The organism is Corallococcus sp. Z5C101001, assembly GCF_007352635.1.
Classification (GTDB): Bacteria; Myxococcota; Myxococcia; order Myxococcales; family Myxococcaceae; genus Corallococcus; species Corallococcus silvisoli.
In genome coordinates this window covers 106,758-119,623 of record NZ_VKLU01000005.1, presented here as the reverse complement: position 1 = coordinate 119,623, position 12,866 = coordinate 106,758, and the positions used below count along the sequence as shown (strand labels likewise).

Genomic DNA, 12,866 nt, shown 5'->3' with positions numbered 1-12,866 from the left:
GGTGTCATGCGCATCACCGCCGCGACGCTCACCCCGCTGCACCTCACGCTGGCCCAGCCCCTGAAGACGGCCCGTGGCACCTACGCCGCGCGCGACGGCTTCCTGGTGCGGCTGACGGACGAGGACGGCCACGTGGGCCAGGGCGAGGCCATGCCGCTGCCGGAGTTCGGCACGGAGTCTCTTGCCACCACGCACCGGGTGCTGCGCGAGTGGCTGGACGGGCTCCAGGGCCAGTCGCTGGAGGACAGCATCGAAGGCATCGAGGCCACGCTCGTGCCTTCCGCCAGTGAAGAGCTGCGCCAGCGCGGGGCCCGAATCCGCGGGCTCGACGCGGCGGAGGCCGTCCCCGCCGCGCAGCACGGACTGGAGCTGGCGCTGTTGGATCTGCTGGCCCAGCGCAAGGGCGTGCCCCTGTGCTGGCTCCTCGCGGAGGAGGCGCGGCCGGAGGTCCTGGTGAACGCGCTGCTGGGCTCGGAGGAACCCGAGGCCCTTGCCCAGGAGGCGCGCGCCGCGGTGGCGGAGGGCTTCCAGACTTTGAAGGTGAAGGTCGCGGGGCGCCCGCTGGACGCGGACGAAGCGCGGGTGCGCGCCGTGCGCGATGCGGTGGGGCCCGGCGTGCGCCTTCGCCTGGATGCGAACGGTGGCTGGACCGAGCCCGAGGCCAACCGGGCCTTGGATCGCCTGGGCTGGTACGACCTGGAGCTGGTGGAGCAGCCCACGCCCCCGGAGGACCTGCAGGCCCTGTGGCGCGTGCAGCGCCGGGCCCCGTGTCTCCTCGCCGCGGATGAGACGCTCGCCACGCCCGCCGCGGTGCGCGCGCTCCTCACGATGGACCTGGGGGGCGGGCCGGTGGTGGGGGCGGTGGTGCTCAAGCCCATGGTGTTGGGGGGCCTGTTGCCGTCCATGGTGGTGGCGCTGCGCGCGGCCCGGATGGGCATGCACGCGTACGTCACCAGCTCCATCGACGGAGTGGTGGCCCGCGCGGGCGCCGCGCATCTGGCCTCCGCGCTGCCGTCCGGGGAGCTCGCCTCCGGGCTCGCCGTGGGGCGCCTCTTCGCGGACGAGCCCCGAGACCATCCGTATCAACCCCGAAAGGGCCTCCTGCGCCTGCGCGATGCACCCGGGCTGGGCCTGCCGGTGGATCCGGCCGGAGCCCCCTGACGGATGCGAGCCGGCGCCCTCATCCCGAAGGCGCGTGAGGATGAGCCACGGCGGTCCCTTCCGAGCGTGCGCGCGTTCGCGCTCGTGGGGCGCCGCCCCGGAAGGACCTGCCGATGAACCACGATTGTCCCATTCGCGAAGGCGCGCGACAGACCCCGGACGCGGAGGCCCTGCGCTTCCTGGAGCAGACCTGGACCTTCCGCATGCTGGACGCGGAGGTGGCGCGTTGGACGGAAGCCCTGGTGGCGCGCGGAGTCGGGCAGGGCGACCGGGTGGCGCTCCTGTCCACGAGCCACCCCAGCGTGACGTTCCTCTTCTGGGCCCTGGGCCGCGTGGGCGCGGTGTTCGCGCCGCTCAACGCCCGGCTCACCTCCGCGGAGCTGCGTCCCCTGATGGACGCCGTGGAGCCCAAGCTGACGCTGGCGCTCGGCTCCCTGCGGGAACGGCTCACGGGCGCGGAGGCACTGGAGGCGTTCACGCAGGGCATGGTCGCGACCTCCGTGCCTGAACGGGCCTGGGACGCGGAAACGCCTCGGGTCATCCTCTTCACGAGTGGGACGACGGGCCGGCCCAAGGGCGCCGTGCTCACGGAAGGCGCCTTCCGTGCGTCGTGTCAGGGCTCCGCCGCGAACCTGGGCCGGCACGCCGCGCCGCGCTGGCTGGGCACGCTGCCGTTGTTCCACGTCGGCGGCCTGGCCATGCTCACGCGGACCGCCTACGAGGGTGGCTGCCTCCTGCTGCACGAGCGCTTCGACGCGGAAGCAGTCAACCGAGCCATCGACGTCGACGGCGCCACGCACGCCAGCTTCGTCGCCACCACGCTGGAGCGCGTGCTCGACGCGCGACACGATCGCACGCTGCCCGTCACGTTCGAGTGCGCGCTGATTGGCGGCGGTCCCGTCCCCACGGCACTGCTGACGCGCGCCCGGGCCGCGGGGCTCCGGGCGCTCCAGACCTACGGCCTCACCGAGGCCTGCTCCCAGGTCACCACCGAGCGCCCCCAGGAGGCCGATGGCCGCACCGCCGGCCCGCCGCTGCCGGGCCTGGAGGTCCGCGTCGTCGGAGCGGATGGCGCACCGCTCGGCGCGGGGCACGAGGGGGACGTGGAGGTCCGAGGCCCCACGGTGATGGTCGGCTACTGGAACCAGCCCGACGCCACGCGCGAAGCCTTCCACGACGGCTGGCTGCGGACGCGGGACGTGGGCGTCCTCGACGCGCGAGGCCGTCTCACCCTGTTGTCCCGCCGCACGGACCTCATCGTTCGCGGAGGGGAGAACCTCTACCCGGCGGAGATCGAGGCCGTGCTCGCCAACCACCCCGCCATCGCGGAGTCCGCCGTCGTCGGCGTGCCAGACTCCCACTGGGGCGAGGTCCCCGTGGCCTTCGTCGTCCTGCGTCCGGGCCATTCCCTGCCCGAGGACCTGGACGCGTGGTGCCGCCAGTCGCTCGCGCGCTTCAAGGTCCCCACGCGCTTCGTTGAGATCGAAACCTTGCCGCGCAACGCGATGAGCAAGGTGGAGCGCTCCGTGCTCCGGCGGGACGCCATGTCTCATCCCATGTATCAGTCAGGGTCTTGAACGCCCCGGATTCCAGGACGGGTGGGGTTCACGGGACTCGCTGAGAAGACCTGTCAGGTCAGACTAGATTCATTATCCGTGGGGGGCATCCTGGGAGGAAGCTCACGGTGAGTACCGCAGTGGAAGCAGTGAAGGCAGAAGGACAGTCTGAAGCGAATCAACCCGACGTGCATGGCAACAGGGCCACTGGCGCCATGAAGTGCCCCCATCTGGGCGCCCAGTACAACCCGTTCGCGGGACCCCACGTCGAGGATCCACATCCTTTCTACGCGCAGCTGAGACAGGACGCGCCTGTCAGCTACAACCCCATGCTGGGGATGTGGCTGGTGAGCCGGTACGACGACATCTGCCACGTGCTCAAGGATCCGTCGCGCTACTCGTCGGCGGACATGGGCAACGTGGGGTCGGTGCTGGCGCCGGAGACGCTCTCGATCCTCGCCGAGGGCTATCCCCTGGCGGACAGCCTGCTCAACTCGGATCCGCCCACGCACACGCGGCTGCGCAAGCTGATGGGGCGGGGGTTCTCCGCGCAGCGCATCGCCGCGCAGGAGGCGCCCATCCATGCCGTCTCGCAGGAGCTGGTCAACGCGTTCGCGCACCAGGGCCACGCGGACCTGGTGACGCAGTTCGCGTACCCGTTGCCCGTGCGGGTCATCCTGGGCATGGCGGGCGTGCCCCAGAAGGACATGGCCGACATCAAGCGCTGGTGTGACGACTTCTTCCGGATGATCTTCACGCGCGTCCCCGCGGAGGAGCAGCCGCCGCTCGCGCGCAGCTGGGTCACCTTCCAGCACTACGTCGCCCGCCTCATCCGGGAGCGCCGCGATGAGCCGTGTGATGACCTCATCAGCTACCTGGTCACCACCGACGCGGACGGCGAAGCGCTCACGCTACCGGAGCTGATCATCGCCATCGCCGGCAGCATGCTGGCGGCGGGCCATGAGACGACGACGGCGCTGCTGGCCCAGTGCTGGAAGCAGGCCCTGCTCCAGCCCGGCCTCTGGCAGCGGCTGCGCGAGGACCGCTCGCTCGTGCCCCACCTCATCGAGGAGACCCTGCGCTTCGACTCGGTGGCGCACGGGATGATCCGCACCACCACGGAGGACGTGGAGCTCGCGGGCGTCGCGCTGCCCAAGGGCTCGCGGCTGCTGCTGCTCTACGCGTCGGGAAGCCGCGACCCGGCGCTCCTGGCGGACGCGGACCGCTTCGACATCTCCCGCCACCACCCGTCGCACCTGGGCTTCGGCCGGGGCATCCACTTCTGCATCGGCGCGCCCCTGGCCCGGCTGGAGGCGCTCATCGCCACCAACATGCTGCTGGATCAGATGCCGGACCTGCGCCTGGCGCCGAACCCGGACTTCGCCACCATGCAGAACCTCACCCTCCGCTCCATCCAGCACCTGCGCGTGGAGTGGACCCCCATGGGGGCCTGAGCCCCACCTGGACTCCGGTCCGCCCGTGGCGAGTCCACGGACGGGCCGGAGACGTCAGCGGCTCAGCACTCCGACGCGGGGTGGCCCCACGGGTTGGTCCGCGGATACTTGCGCAGCAGCGTACACAGGCGGTGCGCCGCGACCATCGCGGTGGACTGCCTCGGCGCTTCGGCGTGCATCGCCGTCTGGCCCAACCGGGCCGCCTGCAGTGCCAGCGCGTGCTGCACTTCCGGAGACCAGCGCTTGAACTCGAGCCATTCCATGTGCCTGCTCCTCCTTGAAGGAGCGGCCATTGAACGCCCTTCAATCCAGGAAATCACGACGCCTCGCGTTGGCCTGGGGCGTCAGTGACCTCTCGCTGACAGGAGCCTCAGGCTTGGGAGGGATTGGCTGGTCGGCCGATGAGCATCATCAAGCCGAAGGGGTTCCCGGGGTTGGTGAGCCGGTCGATGTCCCAGACGTAGTCGTCGCCCAGGCCCTGGGTGAGCTCGCGCATCTCCTCCACGGAGTACGTGCGCAGACAGGACACCACGCCGTCGAACGCGGCCGCCAGAGGGATGAGCGGCATCAGGTAGGTGAGCGCCAGGCGGTCCGCGCGGACGGGGCGGATGAAGGGCGTCGTCAGGGGCACGTTGATCAGCGCCGCCGCCGTCATCGCGATGGCCGGCCCGCGCCGCTCCACCAGCTCCATGATGGCGATGCCGCGCCGCTGGGCGACCGCGTCCGCCAGCACTTTGCGCGCCATGTCCGGCGGCAGGTGGTGGAACGAGTTGCACATGATGCGGAAGCCCTTGAACGTCGCCGGCACCGCCGTCGCGTCCACCGGCGTCGTCACGAAGTCGATCTTCCCCGGGTTCGCCGCCTTCGCCTTCTCGAACGCGGAGATCTCCGGATACAGGTCCGTCAGGAGCGCCGTCGCCTGGTAGCCCTCCTGCGTCTCCAGCATCTCCAGCAGCTTCGGCACCGGCCCCGCGCTGCCCGACGCCATGTCCAGCAGCTGCGTCTCACCCATCGCCGCCATCGCGCCCTTGAGCCGCTTCACGAACTCCGAATAGCGGTCGTCCGACAGGCTCCACACGTACGCGAGGAAGTCCGTCACCCCCCGGCGAAGCACCTTCGGGAACCAGGGCTGATCCTCTAATTCAAAAAGTTGCAGTCTGGGCATAATCGCTGGGCGCTCCAAGGGGCTCAGGGGGGAGGACGGCCCCGGCACTGTCGCCCAGTCCGGTGCGACGTACAAGAGGCGCCTTCCGGGTTCACCGGCATACATCCGCATGCTCAGGATACCCACCCAGCCATCGAATTCATGTGGCTGTCGCGAAACTTTGAAGCGTTGCAAGAAATCACGACCCGAAAGGAAGACAGCGGCGCGCGCGCGGACGGAAGTGCATGCGGGGCCTGCAAGGTTTTCAGAGGGGTGCGTTTGATTATCAGGAGGGCGGCGGGGCGGGGCCGGGCGGATGTTTCGGCTGGCGGGGCGGGCCACCTGGATCGTGTTGAAACAGCGGATCCGAAGTGGGGTGGTCAGTGTTTGTCGGTATCATGACCTGCGACCGAGGGGGGGCTTCGGTCGGTGGGTCGCGCGGTTCAAAGCGGATCAGCTCGCACACAACGGGAGGGAGTAATGGCTCCGGAATCTGTTGATGTGATCGTCGTCGGAAGCGGCCCGGTGGGTGCCATGGCGGCGAACCTGCTGGGGCAGTACGGGCTGCGCACCGTGATCATCGAGAAGGAGATCACGCCGCACACGCAGTCCCGGGCCATCAACGCGGACGACGAAGCGCAGCGCATCTTCCAGGCCGCCGGCATCACGGGTGAGCTGGGGCCGGGCTTCCACCCGTGCCTGAAGATGACCTACGTGGATGACGAGATGCGGATGCTCGCCGAGGTGGACTTCACCAAGGTGGAGCGGCCCAACGGTCACTACATCGGGGCGCTGTTCAACCAGCCGCGGCTGGAGGCCTCGCTGCACCGGGGCCTGGAGCGCTTCGCGCACGTCTCGATGTGGCGCGGTCACGAAGTCGAGTCATTCATGCAGGATGAGGACGGCGTGTCGGTGCGCGTGAAGGACAACACGTCCGGCCGCACGCTGACGGTGCGCGCGCGCTACCTGCTGGCGTGCGACGGCGCCAAGAGCGGCATCCGCCGGCGGCTGGGCCTGAAGCTGGAGGGCACCACGGCGCTGGAGCACGCGCTGGCCATCTCCGTGGAGACGCCGTCGTCGGCGCCGGACTTCACCTACTACCCCTGCGGGCCGGAGCGCGTGGGCATCGTGACGCGCACCGCGCACGACGAGATGCGCTTCGACACGGTGGTCAAGCCGGGGCAGGACCTGGAGTACGTGCAGACCGCCGAGTACGTGCGGAGCATCATCGCGCCGTTCATCGACCCGGACTCGGTGAAGGTGAAGAGCGTCAACCTCTACGCCTACCACAGCCGCATGGCGGAGAAGTGGCGGGTGGGCCGCGTGTTCCTGCTCGGGGACGCGGCGCACCTGATGCCGCCCTTCCTGGGACAGGGGCTGTGCTCCGGCCTGCGCGACGCGGCGAACCTGACCTGGAAGCTGGCGCACGTGCTGGGCGGCGCGGCGGACGCGTCGCTGCTGGACACCTACGAGGTGGAGCGCCGGCCGCACGCCGCGGAGATGATGCGCCTGTCGGACTCGCTGGGGGCGATGCTGTCGTCGGGAGGCCCGCTGATGGCCCGCGCGCGCAACGCCTTCATCAAGCTGCTGTACCACATGCCCGTCACCGGCCCGTTCATCCGCGAGTACAAGATGAAGCCGAACCTCTTCCACGCGGAGGGGTTCCTCTTCGGCGGCAAGCGCGGCAAGTCCAAGCAGGCGGCGGAGGGGGCCTACTTCCCGCAGCCGCGCGTGGAGCACGGCGAGGAAGGGGAGCGCCCGCTCGACGACGTCATCGGCCACCGGTTCGCCGTGCTGACGCGGCCGGGGGCGCCCGCGGACGTGCAGCAGGCCGCGAAGACGATGGCGGAGGAGATTGGCGGCGTGTGGCTGTCGGTGGCGCCCGCGGCGCGCTCGGGCGCGGGCCGCTCGGGGGAGGTGGTGGATCTGGATGGCAAGCTCGGCGCCTGGTTCGCCCAGCACGCGGCGGACGTGGTCGTCCTCCGGCCGGACCGCTACGTCTACGCGGCCACGAACCACGCGGGGGTCGCGCAGGTCCACGCGGCGCTGAAGCAGGACATCCGGCCCTTCACCCGCAGGGGCAGCCGCGCCTCACGCCGGGCGGCATCGCTCGGGGCCTGAGCCTCCGGGGCCGTTCCTGGCGGACGGACGGGCGTCGGTGGCCTTTGAGGCTCCGGCGCCCGTCGTCGTTTCGGCGTCTCAGGCGGCGGCGGCCTGGAGCATCTGCCGCGCCTTCGCCATGCAGTCGCCGTAGAAGCGCAGGTAGATGTCCAGCGCGCGGGCGCCCGTCTTGGCGATGGTGGTCGCGTGCTCGGGCTTCTGGCCGAGCAGCTTGTTGAGCATGAGCTCGTTGAGGGCGGTGTGGCCCACGTCCAGCTCCACGTGCTCCTTGATGAACGACAGCGAGTTCATCACGTCCGGGCCCAGCACGCGCTTGCACTGCTCGATGAGCCGGGGCGCGAACACCACGGACAGGTTCTCGATTTCATACTCGATGGCGACTTGGCCGCCCGGCATGGGGCCCGCGATGGTCTCCTCGTGGATCTGCCGGTACTCCTGCATGGCGGGGGTGGGGGCCTGGGCGATCAGCGCCTCCGCGTCCAGCTTGGGAGAGCGGCGGGTGTTCCAACTGGCCACGAGGTTCTTCGTGTCCTCCACCATCATCAGGTGGTGACCGGCCTCGTGCTTGGCGTGCATGATCAGCTTCTCGCCCACTTCCGCCATCCCCGCGCGGACACAGGACTCCCCGGCGCGGCGGATCCACCCGTCCACGGGCTCCGTCATGTAGACGCCCAGGGCACACAACTGGATGAGGAAGGCCTCCAGCAGCGCGGGGTCCACGTTCGGATCCAGCAGGGTCGTCACGTGGGGACCGGTCGCCAGCAGGTGGCGGACGTCGGTGACGTGGGGGAGGTACTGCGATTCGACCAGGGGCTTGCTCATGGGGGACGGCTCCTTAACGGGAGTGGGCACCGCGGCGCCCGATGGTGAGTTCGCTGATGTGCTCCAGGAAGTCGGGGACGAGCTTCGAGGAGATGATCCACAGGTACGGATCCGGGCCGTCGTGCAGGCCGCACTCCTGCACGTAGTCGCCGCCCTCGTCCTCGCGCAGGTAGAGGAAGGAGGGGCGGTTGCGCGCGGCGTACCAGCGCCGGGCCGCGTCCATCAGGGCCGAGTACGCGCGCGTTCCATCCCCCAGCAGGGAGAACAGGCGCGTGTTGTCGAGCAGGCGGAACAGGTTCGCGCCCAGTTGCCCCAGCTCCACCACCGCGGCGGCGCAGGGCACGCCGTCCCGGCGCGCGACCAGGATGGAGCGCTCCCGCTCCATGCCGAAGCTCTTCCACTTCTGCGTGACGGGCGTCATGTCCAGCCGGTCCCGCGTGAGATCCAACGACTCCACGTAGCACTCAGGGAACTGCTGGCCAATGGTCGCGGCCAGCAGGCTCAGCTCGCTCGCGGTGGCGGGGCCGACCTCGTACGGGTGCACGCGGCCGGTCATCTCGTGGCTGAAGGCCTTCATCTTCTGGATCTTCCGCGTGTAGGCCAGGCCCGAGCCGGCCTCCATCTGCCGCTGCGCGTAGCGCACGTGCGCCTTGGCGATCCACGGGTTGAGGGCCTCCACGTAGGCCACCACCCAGTGGAAGTCCGGGTCGCTCTGCGGGTGCTCGAACGTGCGCAGGTAGATGTCGCGCATGATGGCGCCCGCTTCCTGCACCCCCGCCGGCGGCTTGCCGGGCCGCTTCGCCACCTGGTGGCCCAGCCACGCGTGGCGGTACGGCTTGGTGAAGGACAGCGTCGCTTCGATGCCGCGCTCGGACGGCCACACCGCCTGGCAGAACAGCTGCGGCACCTCGGCGGCGCGCTTGGCGAGCGACGCGAAGTTGGCCTTCAGCTCCTCGAACTCCTCCGGCGAGCTGCCACCCAGGCTGAAGAACCCCGAGCGGTTGAACAGCTCCCAGAGCTGATCCACCAGGCCCTCGCTGGTGCGCGTGGCCGGGGACATCGTCTGCGACACGAAGCGCACCCAGCGCGCCTCGTCGGACGAGTAGGGCAGCACGCTCAGGCCGCACAGCACGGTGCCGTCCTCGCGCATGCCGCTGACGTAGCGGATCTCCCCGCGCACGCTCACCCGCTGGCCGTCGCCCAGCTCCAGCTCGATGAGCGGCGGCAGCAGGCCGGGGAACATCAGGTCCTGCGGCTGGCAGCGCACGCACAGGCCAGAGAAGGAGAGATCCAGCACCTCGCGCCGCATCAGCCCCAGCTCCCGCCACAGCGGGTGGTGGAAGCGCGCGTGCACGCCCTCGGGGGCGGGGACGCGGCGGTGCCAGCGGTGCCGGATGCGGAACAGCTGGTCGGGCAGGGTGGTGAAGAGGCGGTCCCCCTCGCCGTGGCCCGTCTCCGCGCGCATGCGGTACGCGGAGTTGTAGCCGATGACGTCGATGTCGTACGCGGGGTCGCCCCAGTCCGGCGTGGCCTCCTCGGTGCGCCACTCCAGCTGTCCGGTGGCGGCGTGGAAGCGCTCCAGCACCATGCGCACCACGCGGCCCTGGCGGCGCAGCACGCCCTTGTTCCCGGACGCGCAGATGGCCACGAAGATGGAGCGGATCCGCTCGGCGTCGCAGATGGTGTCCTGCACGGGCAGCGCGGACGCGGCCGGCTCCGCCACGCCCCGGCGCAGCGAGTCCGCCAGGAAGCCCAGGATCTCCCGACCCTGCTCCAGCGTCACCCCCACCAACTGCAGCCCCACCGGTGAATTGGCCACGTCCGTGTCCGTGCGGATGAAGGCGCCGTTGAGCGGTCCGATGGTGGCTCCATTGCACGCCAGGTACACCGGGAAGGTGCGCGCCTCCGACGTGTCCATCAGGGGCTGCCGCGGCGCCACCCACACCACCGTGGGGGACAGCCGCGTCACCTCACCCAGCACCGCGTCCGGCCGGCCCACCGCGCAGGTGATGGCCGTGGGGCCGGTGCCGTGCAGCGAATAGCCCGAGTCATCGAGCGCCGCTTCCGCAGGGGGGAGGGGAATCACGTTGCGCAGCGCGTCGCCACTGCCGAATTCGATCGCATGCTTGAACTTCGAGGAAGCCGGGATCCCTCCGTCCATCGTCAGGACTCCCCTCTTGCGGGCAGCGACACCATTCGTGGTCGGCGATGTTGCGAGCACAACACTTCCTCCCTGATTTCCTGGAGACGCTGACGGCTCTGGATTCTGGAACCGCATCATGGGGAACTCGGCCGTAACAGTCAAATCGAATTTATATGCCAGGGCTGTTTTTCTGCCCCTCGGCTTGACTCACCCCGGGTCCTAATCGACTGGACATATACGGGTTTTCCGAGGAGCAAGGCGGACCCAGAGTATGCATCCATATCAGCAAGATGGCGCGCGGCTGTAACCCTCCTCAAACTGAAAAAGCTGGCAGACGTGCCGGGTCAACGGGCAATGGACGACTGTCAGAGGTGGCCGTTATGGTCGGTCTCCAAGGCTCAGTCCCGGGGAGAGGGAGACGCGAATGAGCGCAGCGCTCGATGCGAAGGGGTCGCCGGCGGACAGAGGGTCCTCCTCCGTGCAGGGGCTGGAGCCGGTGGACCTCCCGGACGTCTTCCAGGTGGATGTGGCGGTGTCCGTGCGCGATGCGCTGGAGCTGCTCGGGGCGACGCGGCGCCTGCACGGCGTGGAGGTCACCCTGGAGCTGCCGGAAGCGCCGGTGATCGCCCGGGTCAGCCGCCGCCGGCTGGAGCAGGTCCTGCTGCTGCTCGTCGCGCACGCGGTGGACGCGATGACGCCAGAGGCTCCCGCGGTTCGGGTGGTGGTGGATCCGCCGGACGACTTCGGGGACGTGGGGCCGCGCTTCCAGGTGGTGATCCCGGGCGTGAACCTGTCCGAGCGGGAAACGCGCTCGGTGGTGCTGTCGCCCCTGCGCGTCGGAGGCCCCCAGCGGCGGCTGGCCCGCGCACGGGAGCTGGTGGACGCCATGGGCGGCGAGCTGTCACTGGAGCAGCTGGACGAGGGGACGGGCGTGAGCGTCCAACTGCCAGCGCCCGGGCTCGCGAGTTTCTAGTCGCCCCTGAAATCCCGGAAAAGCACACCTGTTTTCCGGACCATTGGCTGCGATAAGCGCGACGCACCGCGGGTGCGCCGGCTCCCATGGGGCGCGCGGCCAAACTCCTTGACGACCGGGGGCGGGTTCCCGACTATCCGCCGCCTCTCAATACCCGGTCCAACTCAGGAGTTTGCGGTCATGGCGCCTCCCTCTGGCGAGAAGATCACCCTGCAAAACGGCAAGCTGAACGTGCCGGCGAACCCGATCATCCCCTTCATCGAGGGCGACGGCACCGGCCGCGACATCTGGAAGGCCTCGCAGGCCGTGTTCGACGCGGCGGTGGAGAAGGCGTACGGCGGCAAGAAGAAGATCTCCTGGTATGAGGTGCTGGCCGGCGAGAAGTCCTTCAAGCAGGTGAACAACTGGCTGCCGGACGAGACGGTCGCCGCGTTCCGCGAGTACCTGGTGGGCATCAAGGGCCCGCTGACGACGCCGGTGGGCGGGGGCATCCGCTCCCTGAACGTGGCGCTGCGCCAGATGCTGGACCTGTACGTCTGCCTGCGGCCCGTGCGCTACTTCAAGGGCGTGCCCAGCCCGGTGAAGCAGCCGGAGAAGGTGGACATGGTCATCTTCCGTGAGAACACGGAAGACATCTACGCGGGCATCGAGTTCGAGGCCGGCTCCGCGCAGGCGGAGAAGTTCCTGGGCTGGCTCAAGCAGGAGTTCCCCAAGGAGGCGGGCAAGGTCCGCTTCGCCGCGAACGTGGGCGTCGGCATCAAGCCCGTGTCGAAGGAAGGCACGGAGCGCCTGGTGCGCGCCGCCATCCAGTACGCGGTGGACCTCAAGCGCAAGAGCGTGACGCTGGTCCACAAGGGCAACATCATGAAGTTCACCGAGGGCGCGTTCCGCAAGTGGGGCTACGACCTCGCCGCGCGTGAATTCGGTGACAAGGTCTACACCTGGGACCAGTGGGAGGCCACCAAGGCCGCCAAGGGCGAGGAGGCCGCCAACGCCGAGCAGAAGGCCGCGGTGTCCGCCGGGAAGATCATCGTCAAGGACTCCATCGCGGACATCACCCTGCAGCAGGTGCTGACCCGTCCGGATGAGTTCGACGTCATCGCCACGCTGAACCTCAACGGCGACTACCTGTCGGACGCGCTCGCGGCGCAGGTGGGCGGCATCGGCATCGCGCCGGGCGGCAACATCAACTACGTCTCCGGCCACGCCGTCTTCGAGGCCACCCACGGCACCGCGCCCAAGTACGCGGACCTGGACAAGGTGAACCCGGGCTCGGTCATCCTCTCCGGCGAGATGATGTTCCGTCACCTCGGCTGGAACGAGGCCGCGGACCTGATCATCAAGGGCATGGACAAGGCCATCGCCGCGCGCACCGTGACGTACGACTTCGCTCGCCTGATGAAGCTGGAGACGAAGGAGTCCGTGACCGAGGTGAAGTGCTCGGAGTTCGGTCAGGCCATCATCAAGCACATGTAGTTCCCACCCCAAGCAA

General features: G+C 69.5%; 10 protein-coding genes. 6 read left to right on the top strand and 4 right to left on the bottom strand.

The window, feature by feature from the left end:
- Window positions 1–6: 6 nt before the first annotated feature.
- From menC to FOF48_RS10940, 3 genes are all read left to right on the top strand, one after another.
- Window positions 7–1,161 (top strand): o-succinylbenzoate synthase, encoded by a 1,155-nt coding sequence (menC, locus tag FOF48_RS10950; protein ID WP_143900692.1) that lies wholly within the window; start codon window positions 7–9, stop codon window positions 1,159–1,161.
- A 113-nt stretch (window positions 1,162–1,274) separates the two neighbouring features.
- Window positions 1,275–2,738, top strand: a complete 1,464-nt coding sequence (gene menE, locus FOF48_RS10945) for an o-succinylbenzoate--CoA ligase (RefSeq protein ID WP_143900690.1) — start codon at window positions 1,275–1,277, stop codon at window positions 2,736–2,738.
- 194 nt (window positions 2,739–2,932) lie between these two features.
- The gene (locus FOF48_RS10940; protein WP_143900688.1) at window positions 2,933–4,171 is read left to right on the top strand and encodes a cytochrome P450; all 1,239 of its coding nucleotides are present in this window, start codon (window positions 2,933–2,935) and stop codon (window positions 4,169–4,171) included.
- A gap of 62 nt (window positions 4,172–4,233) precedes the next feature.
- Here FOF48_RS10940 and FOF48_RS10935 read toward each other — a convergent pair whose 3' ends face one another.
- Window positions 4,234–4,434, bottom strand: a complete 201-nt coding sequence (locus tag FOF48_RS10935; protein WP_143900687.1) for a hypothetical protein — start codon at window positions 4,432–4,434, stop codon at window positions 4,234–4,236.
- A 107-nt stretch (window positions 4,435–4,541) separates the two neighbouring features.
- A complete protein-coding gene (locus FOF48_RS10930) occupies window positions 4,542–5,336 on the bottom strand; it encodes a class I SAM-dependent methyltransferase (protein WP_143900685.1) in 795 nt (264 codons plus the stop codon).
- 459 nt (window positions 5,337–5,795) lie between these two features.
- On the opposite strand from FOF48_RS10930, the gene FOF48_RS10925 reads away from it, so the two are divergent.
- Window positions 5,796–7,436, top strand: coding sequence for a bifunctional 3-(3-hydroxy-phenyl)propionate/3-hydroxycinnamic acid hydroxylase (locus FOF48_RS10925; protein WP_143900683.1), 1,641 nt, complete (start codon window positions 5,796–5,798; stop codon window positions 7,434–7,436).
- Between the two features lie 78 nt (window positions 7,437–7,514).
- Here the strand turns inward: FOF48_RS10925 and FOF48_RS10920 are convergent, their stop codons facing one another.
- Both FOF48_RS10920 and FOF48_RS10915 read right to left on the bottom strand, forming a co-directional pair.
- On the bottom strand, window positions 7,515–8,258 hold the full coding sequence (locus tag FOF48_RS10920) for an iron-containing redox enzyme family protein (protein ID WP_143900681.1): 744 nt from the start codon (window positions 8,256–8,258) through the stop codon (window positions 7,515–7,517).
- 13 nt (window positions 8,259–8,271) lie between these two features.
- Window positions 8,272–10,419, bottom strand: a complete 2,148-nt coding sequence (locus tag FOF48_RS10915; RefSeq protein WP_186001862.1) for a hypothetical protein — start codon at window positions 10,417–10,419, stop codon at window positions 8,272–8,274.
- A gap of 406 nt (window positions 10,420–10,825) precedes the next feature.
- Between FOF48_RS10915 and FOF48_RS10910 the strand changes: the two genes are divergently transcribed.
- The gene (locus FOF48_RS10910) at window positions 10,826–11,374 is read left to right on the top strand and encodes an ATP-binding protein (RefSeq protein WP_143900677.1); all 549 of its coding nucleotides are present in this window, start codon (window positions 10,826–10,828) and stop codon (window positions 11,372–11,374) included.
- A gap of 180 nt (window positions 11,375–11,554) precedes the next feature.
- A complete protein-coding gene (gene icd / locus FOF48_RS10905; protein ID WP_143900675.1) occupies window positions 11,555–12,850 on the top strand; it encodes an NADP-dependent isocitrate dehydrogenase in 1,296 nt (431 codons plus the stop codon).
- Window positions 12,851–12,866 lie beyond the last annotated feature (16 nt).

What these genes read in the sequence shown, in the direction of transcription:
- FOF48_RS10935 (WP_143900687.1), bottom strand. Translation starts at nt 4,434, where the DNA reads ATGGAATGGCTCGAGTTCAAGCGCTGGTCTCCGGAAGTGCAGCACGCG.
- FOF48_RS10920 (WP_143900681.1), bottom strand. Translation starts at nt 8,258, where the DNA reads ATGAGCAAGCCCCTGGTCGAATCGCAGTACCTCCCCCACGTCACCGAC.
- FOF48_RS10930 (WP_143900685.1), bottom strand. Translation starts at nt 5,336, where the DNA reads ATGCCCAGACTGCAACTTTTTGAATTAGAGGATCAGCCCTGGTTCCCG.
- icd (WP_143900675.1), top strand. Translation starts at nt 11,555, where the DNA reads ATGGCGCCTCCCTCTGGCGAGAAGATCACCCTGCAAAACGGCAAGCTG.
- FOF48_RS10915 (WP_186001862.1), bottom strand. Translation starts at nt 10,419, where the DNA reads ATGGACGGAGGGATCCCGGCTTCCTCGAAGTTCAAGCATGCGATCGAA.
- FOF48_RS10910 (WP_143900677.1), top strand. Translation starts at nt 10,826, where the DNA reads ATGAGCGCAGCGCTCGATGCGAAGGGGTCGCCGGCGGACAGAGGGTCC.
- menC (WP_143900692.1), top strand. Translation starts at nt 7, where the DNA reads ATGCGCATCACCGCCGCGACGCTCACCCCGCTGCACCTCACGCTGGCC.
- FOF48_RS10940 (WP_143900688.1), top strand. Translation starts at nt 2,933, where the DNA reads ATGAAGTGCCCCCATCTGGGCGCCCAGTACAACCCGTTCGCGGGACCC.
- FOF48_RS10925 (WP_143900683.1), top strand. Translation starts at nt 5,796, where the DNA reads ATGGCTCCGGAATCTGTTGATGTGATCGTCGTCGGAAGCGGCCCGGTG.
- menE (WP_143900690.1), top strand. Translation starts at nt 1,275, where the DNA reads ATGAACCACGATTGTCCCATTCGCGAAGGCGCGCGACAGACCCCGGAC.